The following is a 14,621-nucleotide window of genomic DNA, read 5'->3' as shown; positions in this document are numbered from 1 at the left end:
CGCCTTGATTTTAAAGCCCTGCATATTGCGGGGAGTATGAGGCATAAGAGTGTATACCTACGAACTTGAAAAGAACATTTGGTCTGAGAAAGACTTCTCCCTAATGGGGTGGCACGACTCCAAAATATGGGGTTTCCTGGCTGATACGGAGAATTTCGAGTTTATGATAGATCTCGATTACATTTTTCAATGGATTCATCCAAGGGAAGGGGAAACGTATTTTAAGTTCTGGGTTGCTCCAGTTACGATGGTATTTGAAAATGCTTGCAATATTTTACTTGACATTGAATCAAGGCAAGGTGAGCTAGAAATCGCCGATCTGCATATGGTGAATGAGAGAAAAACAAAGAATGGTCGCTTCGATGAGTACGATTTTCGTTTTGACTGCCAGGAAGGGGAATTTAAAATAAGCGCCACAGGTTTCAAAATGTACGTTCGTAAAGCACCAATTTTACAGAGTGGGAAAGCTTTGAATTACAAATTACGCGGAGGTATAGATTTTAGCCGAGAGTACAGTAGCTCATAATAAGTGACTATGGTCGCTCATCAAGTTTTTAAGCCATACTTTCATTCCAATAGGTGTTATTTTTTACCATCGTATTCAGGGTCGTAATCTGCTTTCTCATGCAGAAAATCAGAGCCACCTTTTTAGGTTTGCCAGAGTCCACTAATCGCTTATACATCGGCTTTGGCATGGGATCGTATTGTATGGCGAAGAGTTTGTAGTTGTTTAATGGTATCCTTAATACCATTTTTATCACTGGTAAAACTAAAGAATTAATCAGTAGGTCTCACATAAATATCCAGTTGTTTGCTACCGGTATCGATACTGACATTGATCTCTTGAGGTTCCATAAGATAAGCTATCTCCGCCTTGCTATCCAGGCTAGAGGCCCACATGACTATTCAAGTTATGCCTAGTGAGTGTCTGTCACGTTCCTACTTGTTTTATAAACCGGCGCAGCAACGAACTGTGACAAACAAGGCCTTCGGTGGCCGCAGAAGGTGGATCTCAATTTACCCGTTAGCGAAAAGGATTTTCAACATCAGAATCGATTAAGAACAACCATACAAGTCGCAGCAATCGCTCTCTTTGTGCGAAGCGTTACTTACGGAGAAACTCTTGAAAAAAACAACCTTTTTTTTATTCGCTCTATTTGCCACAAGTAATACCATCGCTCAGGAAGACAATTACTACTTAAGAATATCTTATGGCAGCGTTGACACAGATATTGAAGCCCAAGAAGTTATAGATAGTTATGATTATTCACTGTCAGATTCAGAAGGCTGGAGCTTTTCAGCCGGTTACCGGATCAATAGGTTTCTCGCTTTAGAAGGTGGATTTAGCGATTTAGGAAAATCTAGTGGAATGTACCACTACTCAAGTACAGATACTAACTTTAGCATTACAGAAAACCTCAGCTCAGAGATTAAGTTAAAGACACTAGGCTTATCTATTTCTACTGATACGAAAAAAGCATTATATACAGGGCTTCGATTTGGATATCAGCGCTGGGATGTTAAATATAAATTCAAAGGGGAGTATTTGGAGTACCTTGCGGCCCCAACTGTTATTGGTGCTCCAGGTAGCGGGGGACCTGTTGAATACTCAGAATCAAGCAAATGGCGCAACGATGGTTACGATTGGTACTATGGGATAGCAGCAGGTTGGAATTATCAGAATTGGGCCATAATCCTGGAACACACAATCTATAACGTCGATAATGAAACCCCATCTTTCTCTGCATTAGCGCTTAGCTATAATTTCTGAATAATCAGTTTACAGATTCGAAGGCGGCCTCATCGAGGGCCGCGCTATTTTTAAAATAGTATCAGATCCTTGATACATCTCGATCTAGAGCCAATACTCACGGATAGATCGAGTGGTATGATAACAGAGCAACCTAAATGTCCATCGTCATCGCTGTGAGTCCTCACTTAACGGCCAGTGGTTCAAGCAACCGAGATGGGTACGTGGCATCCTTGATTTAATATCGCTCTTGAAAAGTAGATGCTTAACAAATTAGTGCTGTTCGCCTAAACACTAGGGTTAGGACTTACCTACTAATAGTAGATACCCTATATAGTTGGGTTTTGGCCTATCATGAAATGCACTATAAGCTAAATAGAACTTAGGCATATACTGAAAGCACCTGCATATGGCCTATACCTTAGGCTTGTTGGCCAAGGACTACAGCACGGATTGCTATTCGAAACCCCGTAGAAAAACCGCGACGTTATCAATATAGGCTGACCCTGCAGCTTAATCAGTTGTCACGGATATATCCCTTTCAATAGCCCGCAGAAATAATGGTTTTTCACGCCAGCTTAATGCCGGCTATTTTACCTTTAACTCTACACCTTCAAATTTCTCTTACCACCGTCACCAATGTCCACATAGCGAATGGCGCAAACTGCTAGATTGAGTTATCTAGTGCTGGAACAGACTCCACAGGTAAACCTTTGTCATTGGGAAACCCAAAGTGCAAGGTCAAGAATCATCGCCAAATAATCAAAACAACAGCGACCAGCAATCGCTGGATTTGCAGAACACTGATATTGATGCAGTTTACACTGAACTAAACACATCACCCGCCGGCCTCACCAAAAATGAAGCTAGCGCCCGCCTGCAAAAATATGGTCACAATGCCATTCAGGAGAAGGAGCAAAGCGCACTCGCTAAGTTTTTGCGATTTTTCTGGGGCCCCATTCCCTGGATGATTGAAGCGGCCGCATTGCTCTCTGCATTAATTGGCCACTGGCCCGATTTCGCCATCATTATGGCCCTGCTGTTGTACAACGCGATTGCCGGGTTTTGGCAGGAACACAAAGCTGCCAATGCGCTGGCAGCACTGAAGGCCAGCATGGCCCCCAAAGCCAATGTATTAAGGGATGGGGAGTATCAATCTATCGATGCGGCGATGGTGGTCCCAGGCGATATAGTGCGAATCAAGCTAGGGCAAGTCGTGCCTGCTGATGTGCGCTTTACCGAAGGGAAATCCATCAGTATTGATCAGGCCGCCCTTACCGGAGAATCTCTACCCGTCAGTAAGAGCATCGGTGATATTGGCTATTCCAGCAGTATCGCCAAACGGGGGGAGATGACCGCTGTTGTCATTGGTACCGGGCACAATACATTCTTTGGGCGCACCGCCCAACTTGTTGCCGGCGCAGGGCAAAGTGCCTCACATTCGCAGAAAGCCGTCACCCATATCGGTGACTTCCTCATCGTGCTGTGTTTGGTGCTGGCCGTTATTCTGGTGGGCACAGAGTTATACCGCGATATCGTGGTCGCCGAAACATGGCACTGGTCAGATATCATCAATATTCTCCGCACTGTACTGGTGTTGCTGATCGCATCGATTCCCGTTGCCATGCCTTCGGTCATCACTGTGACCAATGCTCTCGGTGCCCTGGCGCTATCCCGTAAAAAAGCGATCGTCTCGCGGCTGGAGTCCATCGAAGAGTTGGCTGGTGTTGATATCCTCTGCTCAGACAAAACCGGCACCCTCACCAAGAACCAATTGTGTCTCGAAGAACCTACCTTATTCAGCGCGAAAAAGAACGACCAGTTAATTCTTGCCGCCGCTATCGCATCTGAAGCAGGCTCCAGTGATCCAATTGATCAAGCAATTTTTGCCGGCCTGAAAAATAAGGAAGAACTGAAGAAATATAAGGTTGAGGAATTCACTCCCTTTGATCCGGTGAGCAAACGCACTGAAGTCAAGGTTCAGAATCAGGATGGGCAAACCCTATATTTCAGCAAAGGGGCCCCCCAGGCTATTGTCGACTTATGTAACTTGAGTGGTGCGAAGGCCGACAAAGCCGCTGCTTGTGTGCAACAACAGGCCTCCAGGGGACTGCGCTCCCTCGGCGTTGCGCAGAAGGCAAACGGCTCACCGTGGCAATTCCTGGGTATTCTGTCTCTTGAAGACCCACCTCGGGATGACTCCAAAGACACTATTCACCGCGCACGGGAACACGGGCTTCAAGTAAAAATGATTACGGGCGACGATGTGGCTATCGGCAAGGAAATCGCCACCCAAGTCGGTATTGGAACAAATATTTTCGCTGCCAGTAGTGTGTTTACAAAGTCCCAGGATATGGACCACCTGCCATCTACTATCGTAGACACCGTTGAACGTGCAGATGGGTTTGGGCGGGTTTTTCCGGAACATAAATATGCCATTGTGAAAGCATTGCAAGGCAGAGGTCACCAGGTTGCCATGACTGGCGATGGTGTAAACGATGCGCCGGCCCTTAAGCAAGCTGACTGCGGTATCGCCGTTAGCGGAGCAACCGACGCCGCACGCGCGGCTGCAGCCATTATCTTGACCTCTCCCGGACTATCAACCATCGTCGATGCCATCGATGAAGCCCGAAAAATATTTGAACGCATTATTAACTACGTACTTTTCCGGGTATCCATGACCCTGGATATTATGGTCGTGGTTGTCTTTGCTACCATAATGTTCGGCTTCTCGCCCCTAACCCCGGTTATGATCGTACTAGTGGCTCTTCTTGATGACATCCCCATTATGACCATTGCCTACGATAATACTCTGCTTCCCAAGGAACCTGTGCATTGGCAAATGCGAGACCTATTACTGGGCTCCAGTATTATCGGCCTTTTTTCTATTGCTCAAACAATGGGTATTCTCTTTATTGGAATGGAATGGCTCAATAACACCAACTGGCAATCCTGGATCGCATTAAATAAAGAGCAAATTCAAACTATCGTATTTTTACAGATCGTAGCGGGTGGACATCTACTGTTATTCGTTGTGCGCTCTCGTACAGCTTTCTTTTCCAAACCACTACCCGCTTTCCCTCTGTTTATCGCAATTGTTGGCACCCAAGCATTTACCGTGCTGATGTGTGGATTCGGCTGGCTGGTGCCGGCAATACCCTGGACTATAATCGGTCTGGTATGGCTATACATGATTATCTGGATGTTTTTCCTGGACCTGGTCAAGAAACTTCTTTATCGAAGATTAAGTGATATCTGAGCCATCTACAAAAGCCTAAAAAAGGTAGGCAGTCGAACTATGAATTGTTTCGAAGATTTCAGGGTAAAGCCTGGCAGCAAGATAAAGCTCTCCGAAATAGATCCGGGCTTCAAACATTGTTACGAAAGTCGTGAAGAGGCACTCCCAGATACCCAGCGTATAGATGAGCAGATACGTTCATTCACTTACAAGCTTTACGCTGAGCGTAAAACATCTCTACTTATCTGCTTGCAGGGAATAGATGCCTCGGGGAAAGATGGCACCATCAAGCATGTATTAGGCGCAACAAATCCACAAATGTGTAGAGCGATTTCCTTTAAGGAACCTTCAAAAGAAGAGAGCGAGCATGATTTCTTATGGCGATATCACAAAGTAACCCCTGCCCGGGGGCATATATCAATCTTCAACCGCTCTCAGTATGAGGGCGTACTGATTGAACGAGTGCATAGCCTGGTTCCAATGGACATTTGGAGTGAGCGCTATGATCAAATTAATAACTTCGAGAAATTACTCTCTGAAAGTAACACAATAATACTGAAATTTTTCCTATATATCAGTCAGGATGAGCAGTTGGATAGATTCAAGCAACGTATTGATGATCCCGCCAAACAGTGGAAAATCAGCGAAAGTGATTATACTGAGGCAAAATATTGGGATGAGTATATATGTGCTTTTGAAGATATGCTAAATCAATGCAGCACCGAATACGCGCCCTGGTTTGTTATCCCCGCAAACCACAAATGGTTCCGGGACTTGGCCGTAGCCTCGATTATTTCTGAAGCATTAAAAAAATTAAATCCACAGTTCCCTGCCCCCACTGTCAACCTGGAAGAGATAAAAACCAAGTATCATCAACTTAAGAATTCTTAACAAATTAAAAGCTAAAAAATTAAGGTTCTATTATTCCTTAAACCTTTAATAAACAAGTTATCTTTTAATCATAGATTTCTATCAGAGGAATTAAAGTGGATGCGCTGGGCAGCTCGCCGTCATTCTCAATAAATTATACAAAGTCACTCTGCCTCAATACGAAATCAGCTGCAGTATCATTTTCCTCTGGCCACTGACCCCAAATAAGTATTCAATTGTTATCAGTAGCAAATAACTGTATATCGTTCACCCAAATTCATAATCAGGGATAATGAAATTATCTTCTATCGCAGAATTTATCCACCCATAACTATTGAAGCTTTTCGTCCTAGTACTAAATATACTGCAGCGTAGTTTTCTATAAAAAATTCACCCCAAGGCCTAGCCCATAAAAAAGATCTCTCGAATAGACATACATAGGGTATAACCGCTAGATACTCCAGCCGTCGATCTGATTATAGATAACCAAAAATAAAATTTTATAAAATCTATGCAGATATCACTGCTTGACGTAAGACTAAAATAAAAAACCAGGTAGTATAAACTACCTGGCAGAAAAGGATTTGACTTGGTATCAAACGATCAGACCAAATTAAAGCTATCCAATTTAAGCAAAGCCCCGAAAATTTTAACAGGCCTCTTCGGTATATGGAGATATGCACAGGCTGACCTGCTAGTCAGTAGACACACCTGTCTTAAAGCTAACAATACTAACTCGCCAGAGGACTTTAGATCCGATTTACATTGGTAGGTATAGAACTCTCGATAGGAGCTCATAAGATTTATATCTTAAAAGATAACTGCTTCACTGAAAGAAAACTGCTAACCATATAGTGGCCTCATCTGCAGCTGTCTCCACCACCCGGTGCCTTTGATTTGCCCTAATCAACAAGTTATCCCCCTTCCCCAGATGGTGCCTCTCACCATTTTCCATTTTAATAACACCATAACCGGAAAGTACTAACACCCACTCATGCTCATCTTGATCATACCACCCTGTTTCAGGCGAGGACTGCCCGTAAGATACAATCCGCTCAACCCTGCAGCTTTTCCCCTCTAGCAAACTCTCAAAATGCTCCCTAGAGTGATCACCTGGTAGCTGAGTGAAAAAATTACCCATAAGTCTCCCCTAACATTAAATCGGCATGAAAAAACAATTTACAAAAATACAACTATACTAAAACCAATAGACTCTACAATTGGGATTAATATAGAAAAACATACGCCAACCGAAATCAAAATGAGCCCGAGACCAGAAAATAGAATATCTTTTACTAAACCTTCAATATTGGCTCTTTGACGCCCCCAAAACACAACACTCACATAAAATATAAAATAGATCATTCGAAATAGATATGAGCACCTATTAAACAGCAGTAGATACCAGATCACGATCTATAAAACACAAAGAACATATAATGACTATATATTTACATTCAGGGCTACATAAAACCGGCACCACAGCAATACAATGTTACGCCTATAAATATAGAAGGCTGTTAAGAAGTAAAGGTATTTTATATCCCATTATTCATCGAAATTTAATTAGCATAGATAAGGGTCACCATCTTTTTGCACACTCATTTTCCGATCACCCTGAAAGTCCACCTATCTCCAGAGGAAAGTTGCTAGCATATGACTGGAAGTCAAAGTCGCAGAAAAACAACCTTGATCTATTAATTAGTGCAGAGCCTATTTGTCGACATACTTATAAAACAAAAGATTGCTCCTGGATTGAGGCTCGGCACCATTATTTAGAACAACTCTCCAACACATTACCCCCAGAGCAAACTAAAATCATCTTAACCTTGCGCAGACAAGATAATTTTGCCCAGTCTCTATACAAAGAACATATTATGAAAGGAGTATCTCCACTAGCGAAACTGCCATTCAAGGAGTTCCTATCAAAGATAGAAGGTAGAAACCTGAACTTTTATAAAAATATAGCAGCATTCAAAAAGTTCTTTCCCAATATACAAATACTCATTTACGAGCAGCTATGTAATGGCGACCTACCAGTTAATTTCTTTCGTGCTCTAGGGATTTCCGGCCTACCAAACTCTAACAAAATCATAAGAGAGAGCCTATCAAATGAAGAGGCCGCTTTAAAACAGATATTAAACCAGCAAATACACTCAAAATCTGAAAATGCAAAACTATTGAAATGGATAAAATCTAGCAATACACAAAATATAATCAAACGAACACTACCAAGATCACCACACCTATGGAACTCTGATGAAGATAGAGCTAATTTTTTAGATCGATATTCACAGGAAAATAAAAAAATAAATGATGAGTTCCTCGAAGGAGGTGAAGAACTGTTTCCATCAAATCATAAACTTCCCAAAAAAAAGCCTAACATTATCACGCTAAAGCCATATTTAATTAAAACACTTCAAGCCCTATCTAGTGATATTCAACAGTTACTGGGGGAATACCGCTTTAGAAACATAATCAATGCTATAGAGCACTGATTGCCAAATCTGGTTAGAAGTCCTTTAATAAGGATCGCCAGCAACAAAGTATGTTACTGGCGCCTAACTATTTAGAGGATCTAAAGCGATAAATCACTTACCACTGATATATCATTCCAAGTAAAACGCTCAGCACGATATACACTCGTATCATTGACTATCATCTCCCAAACCGTCTCTGCAGTCTGATCGCCGGCGATTTCAACAATATATGCATCTCTATTGTTGCCGGTACTAGCACTGGATGGGCCGCCCGCGCAAAGTAGAATATTCCCACCGGGAAGTTCATCTACATCCCCTAAAGAATTGGTGTACTTTGGTGCAACGTACTCCCAAGTTTGCACTGCCACCATTTCCTCTGTGTTTAAAGAGAATTTCACTGCGCGGCTATTATAGACCTCACCACTGTATTCGGACTCATTCCTATTATCGTAAATCAGAATGTCTCCGTCTGACGCAAGCATAGCTGCATGCTGAGAAGCCATCCAGGTGCCATCTTGCAATGAAAATAATTTCTCAAGAAATCCCTCGGAAGCATCCAAATCCCTACCCATAATCCAGTTTACTTCGCCACTATTATGATCAATATTGACCACCCAGCTTTGAGAGCGACTTGACAGTAAAATCGAATTATCGGCAGAAATATAGTGTAACGAGTTAGAGTGAGTCCAATCCAGCGCACCATTGCTCGCTTCTCGATTGGCTAACTCACCGGGGAAACGCTGAGTATCGAGATGATCGAATGCAGACCATTCCCATACAGTATTGCCCTGCCCATCCACTTCAAGAATCGCATCTCCTTTTATCAATTGACCATCAATTGTTTCATAGGCGTTTGTTAATACCAGTAGATTTCCATTTTCAAGAAGAATTGCATCGTGGTGATAGGCTGGCAGCTCAAATGATTGCAGCGTTTCACCAGCAAAGGAGATAATCCTTGCTTCCTGATCCAACAGCAACATTAAATTGCCATCCTGTAAATTGCGCACTACCGGAGCTCCGGTTAGAGGAACATCTCCGTGAAGGTACCAGACAACCTCACCCTCCTCATCGAATCCCCAAAAGGTATTATCCCTGTCACCTGAAGGTGCAAAAATAGTTACACCTCCTTCGCTTTGCTCTGTAAATGTAGTTACCTCAACTGGGGGAGCGCCTTCAGGTAACGAACCAGTCTTGAAAGAAATAGTCGAACTCTGCACAACGTCTCCACTTTCCAGCATTGCCAGTGCAGTAAAACGGTAAGTGGTATCGGCCCTTAAACCTACTAGGGTCATATCATGCTCTGTGCCCCAGTCGGTATAATTTGTTCGCCGACGGTCGGTTACCGCCGAGTTGATCCTGATCGCCACTCGCGACTCACTGCTAGTCGATACTTGCGCATTCACCATTAAACTATTTAGTGGATGCATCGAAAGGGTTAATTCTACTTCGTCATCCAAAGCAAGCAGAGCTTCATTCGCTTGCTCTACCTCAACACTCACGCCCGGATTGCTGTACAGCATTACAATACATACTAGAAAAAATATGGGTAACGTCGATCTTCCAGTCATAGCCAAATCCTATTTAATAAATATTAAAAGTAATCATCCCTACCCTGGTATTTCATTTTCAGGGGAGCTTCCAATAATCAGCTATCACATAACGCAAAAAGGGTGGATTCGTTTACTTGGTTTTCAAACCAGAAAGAAATATTTTAGCGATCCCGAAAAGGAAATTTCTTCATTCAATTTTCTAATGCGCAATGGCCCGCACAACAAGAATGAGAAATGGGGATAATTTTGGATAACGATATAGTCGCGACACTTACTAAGATGAAATAAATAATAAAAACTTTTTGAACGCTATTTCTATTATTCTGGCGTGGTTCAAGAACGCTGGAAATTGACTCGCAAGTTACGGTAGATTACTCATAAAACCTTAGCAACTAAGACAAAATCCCTAAAAATCACTAACAAATAGAAGAGCATCCTCTAAGAGAACCTCAGTATATTCCTTTTTGTTGTCACCAGCCCTTAAGACCCACCTTACCATCCCTTGGACTTGTAGTGGTTCATGCCGCCGCAGTACCAACCCGCAGCCGAGGCCGAGTATACGGTTATCTGCTTTGGGGAAATCACCAGCTATGGACTTGTCCCTGTAGTAGGGCAGAAATACTTGCCCTAAGACAAACTGTAGCTGGATTCAAAATCCACGGTTGTTTACACGGCCCACTGGTAGTAGAGAGGTGTGTAATGCATAGCCGATCTTCGCTGCAAAATCATCAATCCATTTCCACGAAACAGAAGGGATCTCTACGCAAAAAATCATCATTCGCCGCTGCCGTAGTGATTGTGGGATCTGCAATTCTTGCCCCACTGACCTATGCCGTGGATTATTCCAATTCCCGCTATAATTCGCGATACAGCGCTCAACATGGACATGGAAACTACGGAGCACACTCCAGGTATAGCAGGGACTACCGAGCAAATTCACGGCATAGCAGGAATTACAGATCGCACTCAAGGCACAACCGGGACTACAGAGCACACCCCCGATACAACAGAAATTACAGGGCGCATTCCCGATACAACAGGAATTATCGGGCTCACTCCAGATACGGAACACATTCCAGATACGCGGCGAATCCACGGCATAGCCGCCATATGTGGTTTAAATCCAATATTCAGGGAACACCGCGTATTGTGATCGACCTCAGTGATCAAATGGCATACTTCTATAAGGGCGGGCGTCTGGCCGGTATGTCCCCGGTATCTACTGGCAAACCCGGACACCGCACACCTACCGGTAACTTCCGTATTTCACAGAAGAAATACAGCCATCGATCAAATCTGTACGGTCACTACATCAGCCCACGGGGCTATGTAATGCGCAGCAATGTGGATGTGCGCCGCCACCGCAAACCTGCGGGTTCTCGATTCCGCGGGGCATCTATGGATTACATGATGCGTATCAATGGCCCCGTTACCATGCATGCCGGCCACGTCCCGGGATATCCCGCCTCTCATGGCTGTATTCGTATCCCCTGGCATATGGCTAAGATTTTTTATGCCCACGCCAAGGTTGGTACCAAGGTGTCCGTGGTGCCTTAAGTTGGAAGTAACAGGTAAATTTTTACCAACCATAAAAAAGGCGGACTATTTAGTCCGCCTTTTTTAATTAGGAGGCCTCGGCCTCTTTTCTCTTTGTTAAATCCATACGGGTAAAATAATCGTGCGCCGCTCGATTAACATGCCTTGCCAGCAATAAAGTAGACACCATTGTTGGAATCGCCATTACCGCATACATCCCGATGATGATGCTGTTTACCGCACTTAAAGAAGCCACCGCACCCAATATAATCAGCACCATGTAGAGTCCGGTATAAAGACCCTGCCAGCGGCCACCGAAAAGAAAAACATAGCACTTCATACCGTAATACCAGCAGGTAACGATAGTGCTGAAAGCCAGCGGAAGGACCATTAGCAGTAGCAAAATTGGGCCGAACTGCCCAAACACCTGAGAAAATGCCTGTGCAGTCAAGGTAACGCCGGCAATATCCCCTTCCTGCTGCCAAGCGCCAGTCAGTAGTATCACCAGGGCAGTGCAAGTGCAGATAACCAGTGTGTCTACAATGGGGCCCAGCATGGCAACCACGCCTTCTCGAACGGGCTCACGGGTTTTCGCTGCACCATGGGCCAAAGATTCTGTGCCTATACCCGCCTCATTGGAAAATGCGCCCCGGCTTACCCCTACTGTGATTACCGAACCCAGAGTACCTCCAGCAATAGCTTGACCACTGAAAGCATCCGAGAAGATCAGCGCAAATGCTGCCGGTACCTGCTCCCAGAAGCTGGCAATCACCACAAGAGTCATGCCCAGATAAAACAGTACCATGCCCGGCACTACTCTTGCGGAGAATTTACCGATACGCTGGATACGACCGGCAATAACGTAGGCCGATGCAACAGCAATTAATAAGCCAATAACAAAATCAAAAGTGAGTGAACCTCCGGGCGCTACCCAACCCAAGGGCTCAGCAAAAGACTCCCGCAGTAGCTGCGTGGTTTGATTGGACTGAAACACCGGCAACATACCGCAGAGTCCCGCCACGGCAAACAGTACTGCGAGCGGCATCCAGCGTCGGCCCAACCCCTCGCGAATAACATACATGGGGCCACCTTGCAGTTCCCCGGAGGCATCGCGACCGCGAAACATCACCGCCAGCGTTGCTGTATAGAACTTGGTAGCCACCCCCACCAGGGCAGTTACCCACATCCAGAAAATCGCACCAGGCCCACCAACCGTAATTGCGATGGCAACCCCGGAAATATTGCCAAGTCCCAGGGTTCCCGAAAGCGCTGTGGATAGCGCTTGGCTATGATTCACTTGGCCAGGGTCATTGGGGTCATCGTATCGGCCACTTAAAAGCCCAATACTGTGCCCAAGATGGCGGTAGGGACGGCCACGAGAATAGATTAATAGCGCGAGGCCGCCACCAACGAGTAGCACCAATAAGGGGGGACCCCAGACAAAACTGGCAAAAGCCTCTAATGCCTGATCAATTGCAGGGAATATCGACATAATTTAATTCATTTCCGGTGAGATCCGCCCAGTCTAGGTACGCTCACACCAGACTGTCAAAATGCTGCCATAAAACTCCGCAGCCCCATAAATGCGAAAACTTTGGGAAAACCTGGAATCCCGGCAATAAAAAAGCCCCAAATAGGGGCTTTTCTAACGATCTTTTACAACTTTTTATCAAGCTGTAGTAGTTGCCTTTAATGCGGGCTCGGGTTCTGAACTCTCCCTCACCAGCGCCACCGATATAGCGCCAAGCAACATACACACCCCCGCCAAAACAATGATGTAAATTGCCTGGTTTTCGAAAACTGTTTTCAATATCAAACCAGCTACCAGGGCAGAAACAATTTGTGGTGCGGCGATAGTGAAATTAAAAATCCCCATATAAACACCGGTCTTATCCGCCGGCAGCGAGTCGGAGAGGATCGCATAGGGCATGGCCAAAATAGCGGCCCAGGCAATGCCCACACCCACCATCGGTAGCAATAATCCCAGGGCTCCACTGGGTACGGAAACTTCTGTAATCAACAGATTCACCTGTGTGGGATCGCCCCCCTGGAAGAACAGGAAGCTGATGTATCCCAAACCGCCCAGTGCCAGCGATAGGGAATAAGTGAGCTTACGCCCCAGCACCTGAGACAAACGGGCCAGGACAATAGAGAAGATCGCTGCAAACAGGGAGTAAGCAGCAAAAATAATTCCTACCCAGTCACCGGCAGCACCCTTAGCGGCAGCGATATGTGCGGGAATTTCTTTGACGCTTTCCAGATAGGCGGGATCAAACCACTTGGCTTCCACTCCCCAAACGTGCTGAGTGATCGCAGGCGTGGTGTAAACCCACATAATAAACAGGGCAAACCAGGAGAAGAATTGCACCAGGGCCAGCTGGCGCATAGTGCGCGGCATTTTAATTAGCAGCTGGAAAAAACCGATCAAGCGCTTTGCCAGTGGGACTTTTTGCTGTCTCTCCCGCTCAAGTTGCGCGGAGTCGAGACCTTTATAGGCATTGTACTGCTCCGGCGGATACTCCTTGGTGCGCAGCACAGTCCACAACACACTACCCAGCAGCACTGTGGCGCCGATATAGAAAGCCCATATAACGGAGGGCGCCACCTCTCCCGCACGGGCAGTATTTTCCAGACCAATCACATTAGTCAGGATGAATGGCAACATGGAACCGAAGATGGCGCCAATGTTAATCAGCAAAGACTGTATCGAGTAACCCAGGGTGCGCTGCTCTGATGGCACCATGTCGGATACCAGGGCGCGGAAAGGCTGCATGGTCACGTTAAAGGCCGCGTCCATCAGGGCCAACATAACGCCGCCAAAGATAATGGGGGCCACTATCGCCACCACAATCCCGGCATTGGGCATAAACGCCATCCCCAGGGCTGCGGCGATGGCACCAAAAAGGATAAAGGGGTTGCGGCGACCGAAGCGACTCCAGGTCCGGTCCGAAGCCGAACCCACGAACGGCTGTACGATCAGTCCCATTAGCGGCGCCACTATCCAGAATAGAGACAGGGAGTGAAGGTCCGCCCCTAGATCAGACAAGATTCTACTGGCATTGGCATTTTGCAGAGAAAAGCCAAATTGCACCCCGAGAAAACCGAGACTGACATTCCACACCTGCCAAAAGGGTAAGCGCGGTTGCTGGGCTTGCGGCGCAACGGCGCTGCTTGCTGATTGGGTCATAGAGGTCACC

At 45.5% G+C, this 14,621-nt stretch carries 13 protein-coding genes; 8 read left to right on the top strand and 5 right to left on the bottom strand.

Annotated elements, in window-relative coordinates; translation table 11 throughout:
• Nucleotides 1-163 precede the first annotated feature (163 nt).
• Entirely contained in the window at nucleotides 164-526 is a 363-nt protein-coding gene (locus tag ACJJIL_RS01500; RefSeq protein WP_444907143.1) for a hypothetical protein, read from the top strand.
• A 251-nt stretch (nucleotides 527-777) separates the two neighbouring features.
• On the opposite strand, the gene ACJJIL_RS01495 is transcribed toward ACJJIL_RS01500, so the two are convergent.
• Entirely contained in the window at nucleotides 778-900 is a 123-nt protein-coding gene (locus ACJJIL_RS01495) for a hypothetical protein (protein WP_444934288.1), read from the bottom strand.
• 223 nt (nucleotides 901-1,123) lie between these two features.
• Here ACJJIL_RS01495 and ACJJIL_RS01490 point away from each other — a divergent pair, with 223 nt between their 5' ends.
• From ACJJIL_RS01490 to ACJJIL_RS01480, 3 genes are all read left to right on the top strand, one after another.
• Nucleotides 1,124-1,771 carry an outer membrane beta-barrel protein gene (locus ACJJIL_RS01490; RefSeq protein ID WP_444907142.1) on the top strand — a complete coding sequence of 216 codons (648 nt, stop codon included), beginning with the start codon at nucleotides 1,124-1,126 and terminating at the stop codon, nucleotides 1,769-1,771.
• A gap of 712 nt (nucleotides 1,772-2,483) precedes the next feature.
• A complete protein-coding gene (locus ACJJIL_RS01485; RefSeq protein WP_445361029.1) occupies nucleotides 2,484-5,009 on the top strand; it encodes a plasma-membrane proton-efflux P-type ATPase in 2,526 nt (841 codons plus the stop codon).
• Nucleotides 5,010-5,048: 39 nt separating this feature from the next.
• A complete protein-coding gene (locus ACJJIL_RS01480; RefSeq protein ID WP_445361028.1) occupies nucleotides 5,049-5,879 on the top strand; it encodes a polyphosphate kinase 2 family protein in 831 nt (276 codons plus the stop codon).
• A gap of 805 nt (nucleotides 5,880-6,684) precedes the next feature.
• Here ACJJIL_RS01480 and ACJJIL_RS01475 read toward each other — a convergent pair.
• Nucleotides 6,685-6,999 (bottom strand): cupin domain-containing protein, encoded by a 315-nt coding sequence (locus ACJJIL_RS01475; RefSeq protein WP_444934292.1) that lies wholly within the window; start codon nucleotides 6,997-6,999, stop codon nucleotides 6,685-6,687.
• A gap of 298 nt (nucleotides 7,000-7,297) precedes the next feature.
• On the opposite strand from ACJJIL_RS01475, the gene ACJJIL_RS01470 reads away from it, so the two are divergent.
• On the top strand, nucleotides 7,298-8,356 hold the full coding sequence (locus ACJJIL_RS01470; RefSeq protein ID WP_445361027.1) for a hypothetical protein: 1,059 nt from the start codon (nucleotides 7,298-7,300) through the stop codon (nucleotides 8,354-8,356).
• Between the two features lie 80 nt (nucleotides 8,357-8,436).
• Here the strand turns inward: ACJJIL_RS01470 and ACJJIL_RS01465 are convergent, their stop codons facing one another.
• Entirely contained in the window at nucleotides 8,437-9,858 is a 1,422-nt protein-coding gene (locus tag ACJJIL_RS01465) for an aryl-sulfate sulfotransferase (protein WP_445361026.1), read from the bottom strand.
• A gap of 22 nt (nucleotides 9,859-9,880) precedes the next feature.
• On the opposite strand from ACJJIL_RS01465, the gene ACJJIL_RS01460 reads away from it, so the two are divergent.
• From ACJJIL_RS01460 to ACJJIL_RS01450, 3 genes are all read left to right on the top strand, one after another.
• The gene (locus ACJJIL_RS01460; RefSeq protein WP_444918344.1) at nucleotides 9,881-10,132 is read left to right on the top strand and encodes a hypothetical protein; all 252 of its coding nucleotides are present in this window, start codon (nucleotides 9,881-9,883) and stop codon (nucleotides 10,130-10,132) included.
• Between the two features lie 585 nt (nucleotides 10,133-10,717).
• On the top strand, nucleotides 10,718-11,041 hold the full coding sequence (locus tag ACJJIL_RS01455) for a hypothetical protein (protein ID WP_445361025.1): 324 nt from the start codon (nucleotides 10,718-10,720) through the stop codon (nucleotides 11,039-11,041).
• Complete coding sequence (locus tag ACJJIL_RS01450; protein ID WP_238152069.1) at nucleotides 10,999-11,445, top strand: L,D-transpeptidase family protein; 447 nt, start codon at nucleotides 10,999-11,001, stop codon at nucleotides 11,443-11,445. Before ACJJIL_RS01455 ends, ACJJIL_RS01450 begins: the two co-directional genes overlap by 43 nt.
• A 67-nt stretch (nucleotides 11,446-11,512) precedes the next feature.
• On the opposite strand, the gene ACJJIL_RS01445 is transcribed toward ACJJIL_RS01450, so the two are convergent.
• Both ACJJIL_RS01445 and ACJJIL_RS01440 read right to left on the bottom strand, forming a co-directional pair.
• Nucleotides 11,513-12,916 carry an alanine/glycine:cation symporter family protein gene (locus ACJJIL_RS01445; RefSeq protein ID WP_445361024.1) on the bottom strand — a complete coding sequence of 468 codons (1,404 nt, stop codon included), beginning with the start codon at nucleotides 12,914-12,916 and terminating at the stop codon, nucleotides 11,513-11,515.
• Between the two features lie 177 nt (nucleotides 12,917-13,093).
• A complete protein-coding gene (locus ACJJIL_RS01440) occupies nucleotides 13,094-14,611 on the bottom strand; it encodes an MFS transporter (RefSeq protein ID WP_445361023.1) in 1,518 nt (505 codons plus the stop codon).
• Nucleotides 14,612-14,621 lie beyond the last annotated feature (10 nt).

This window comes from Microbulbifer maximicatervae (SeqCode), assembly GCF_052468095.1.
The sequence above is the reverse complement of the archived record's forward strand: the minus strand, read 5'-3'. Positions and strand labels throughout refer to the sequence as shown.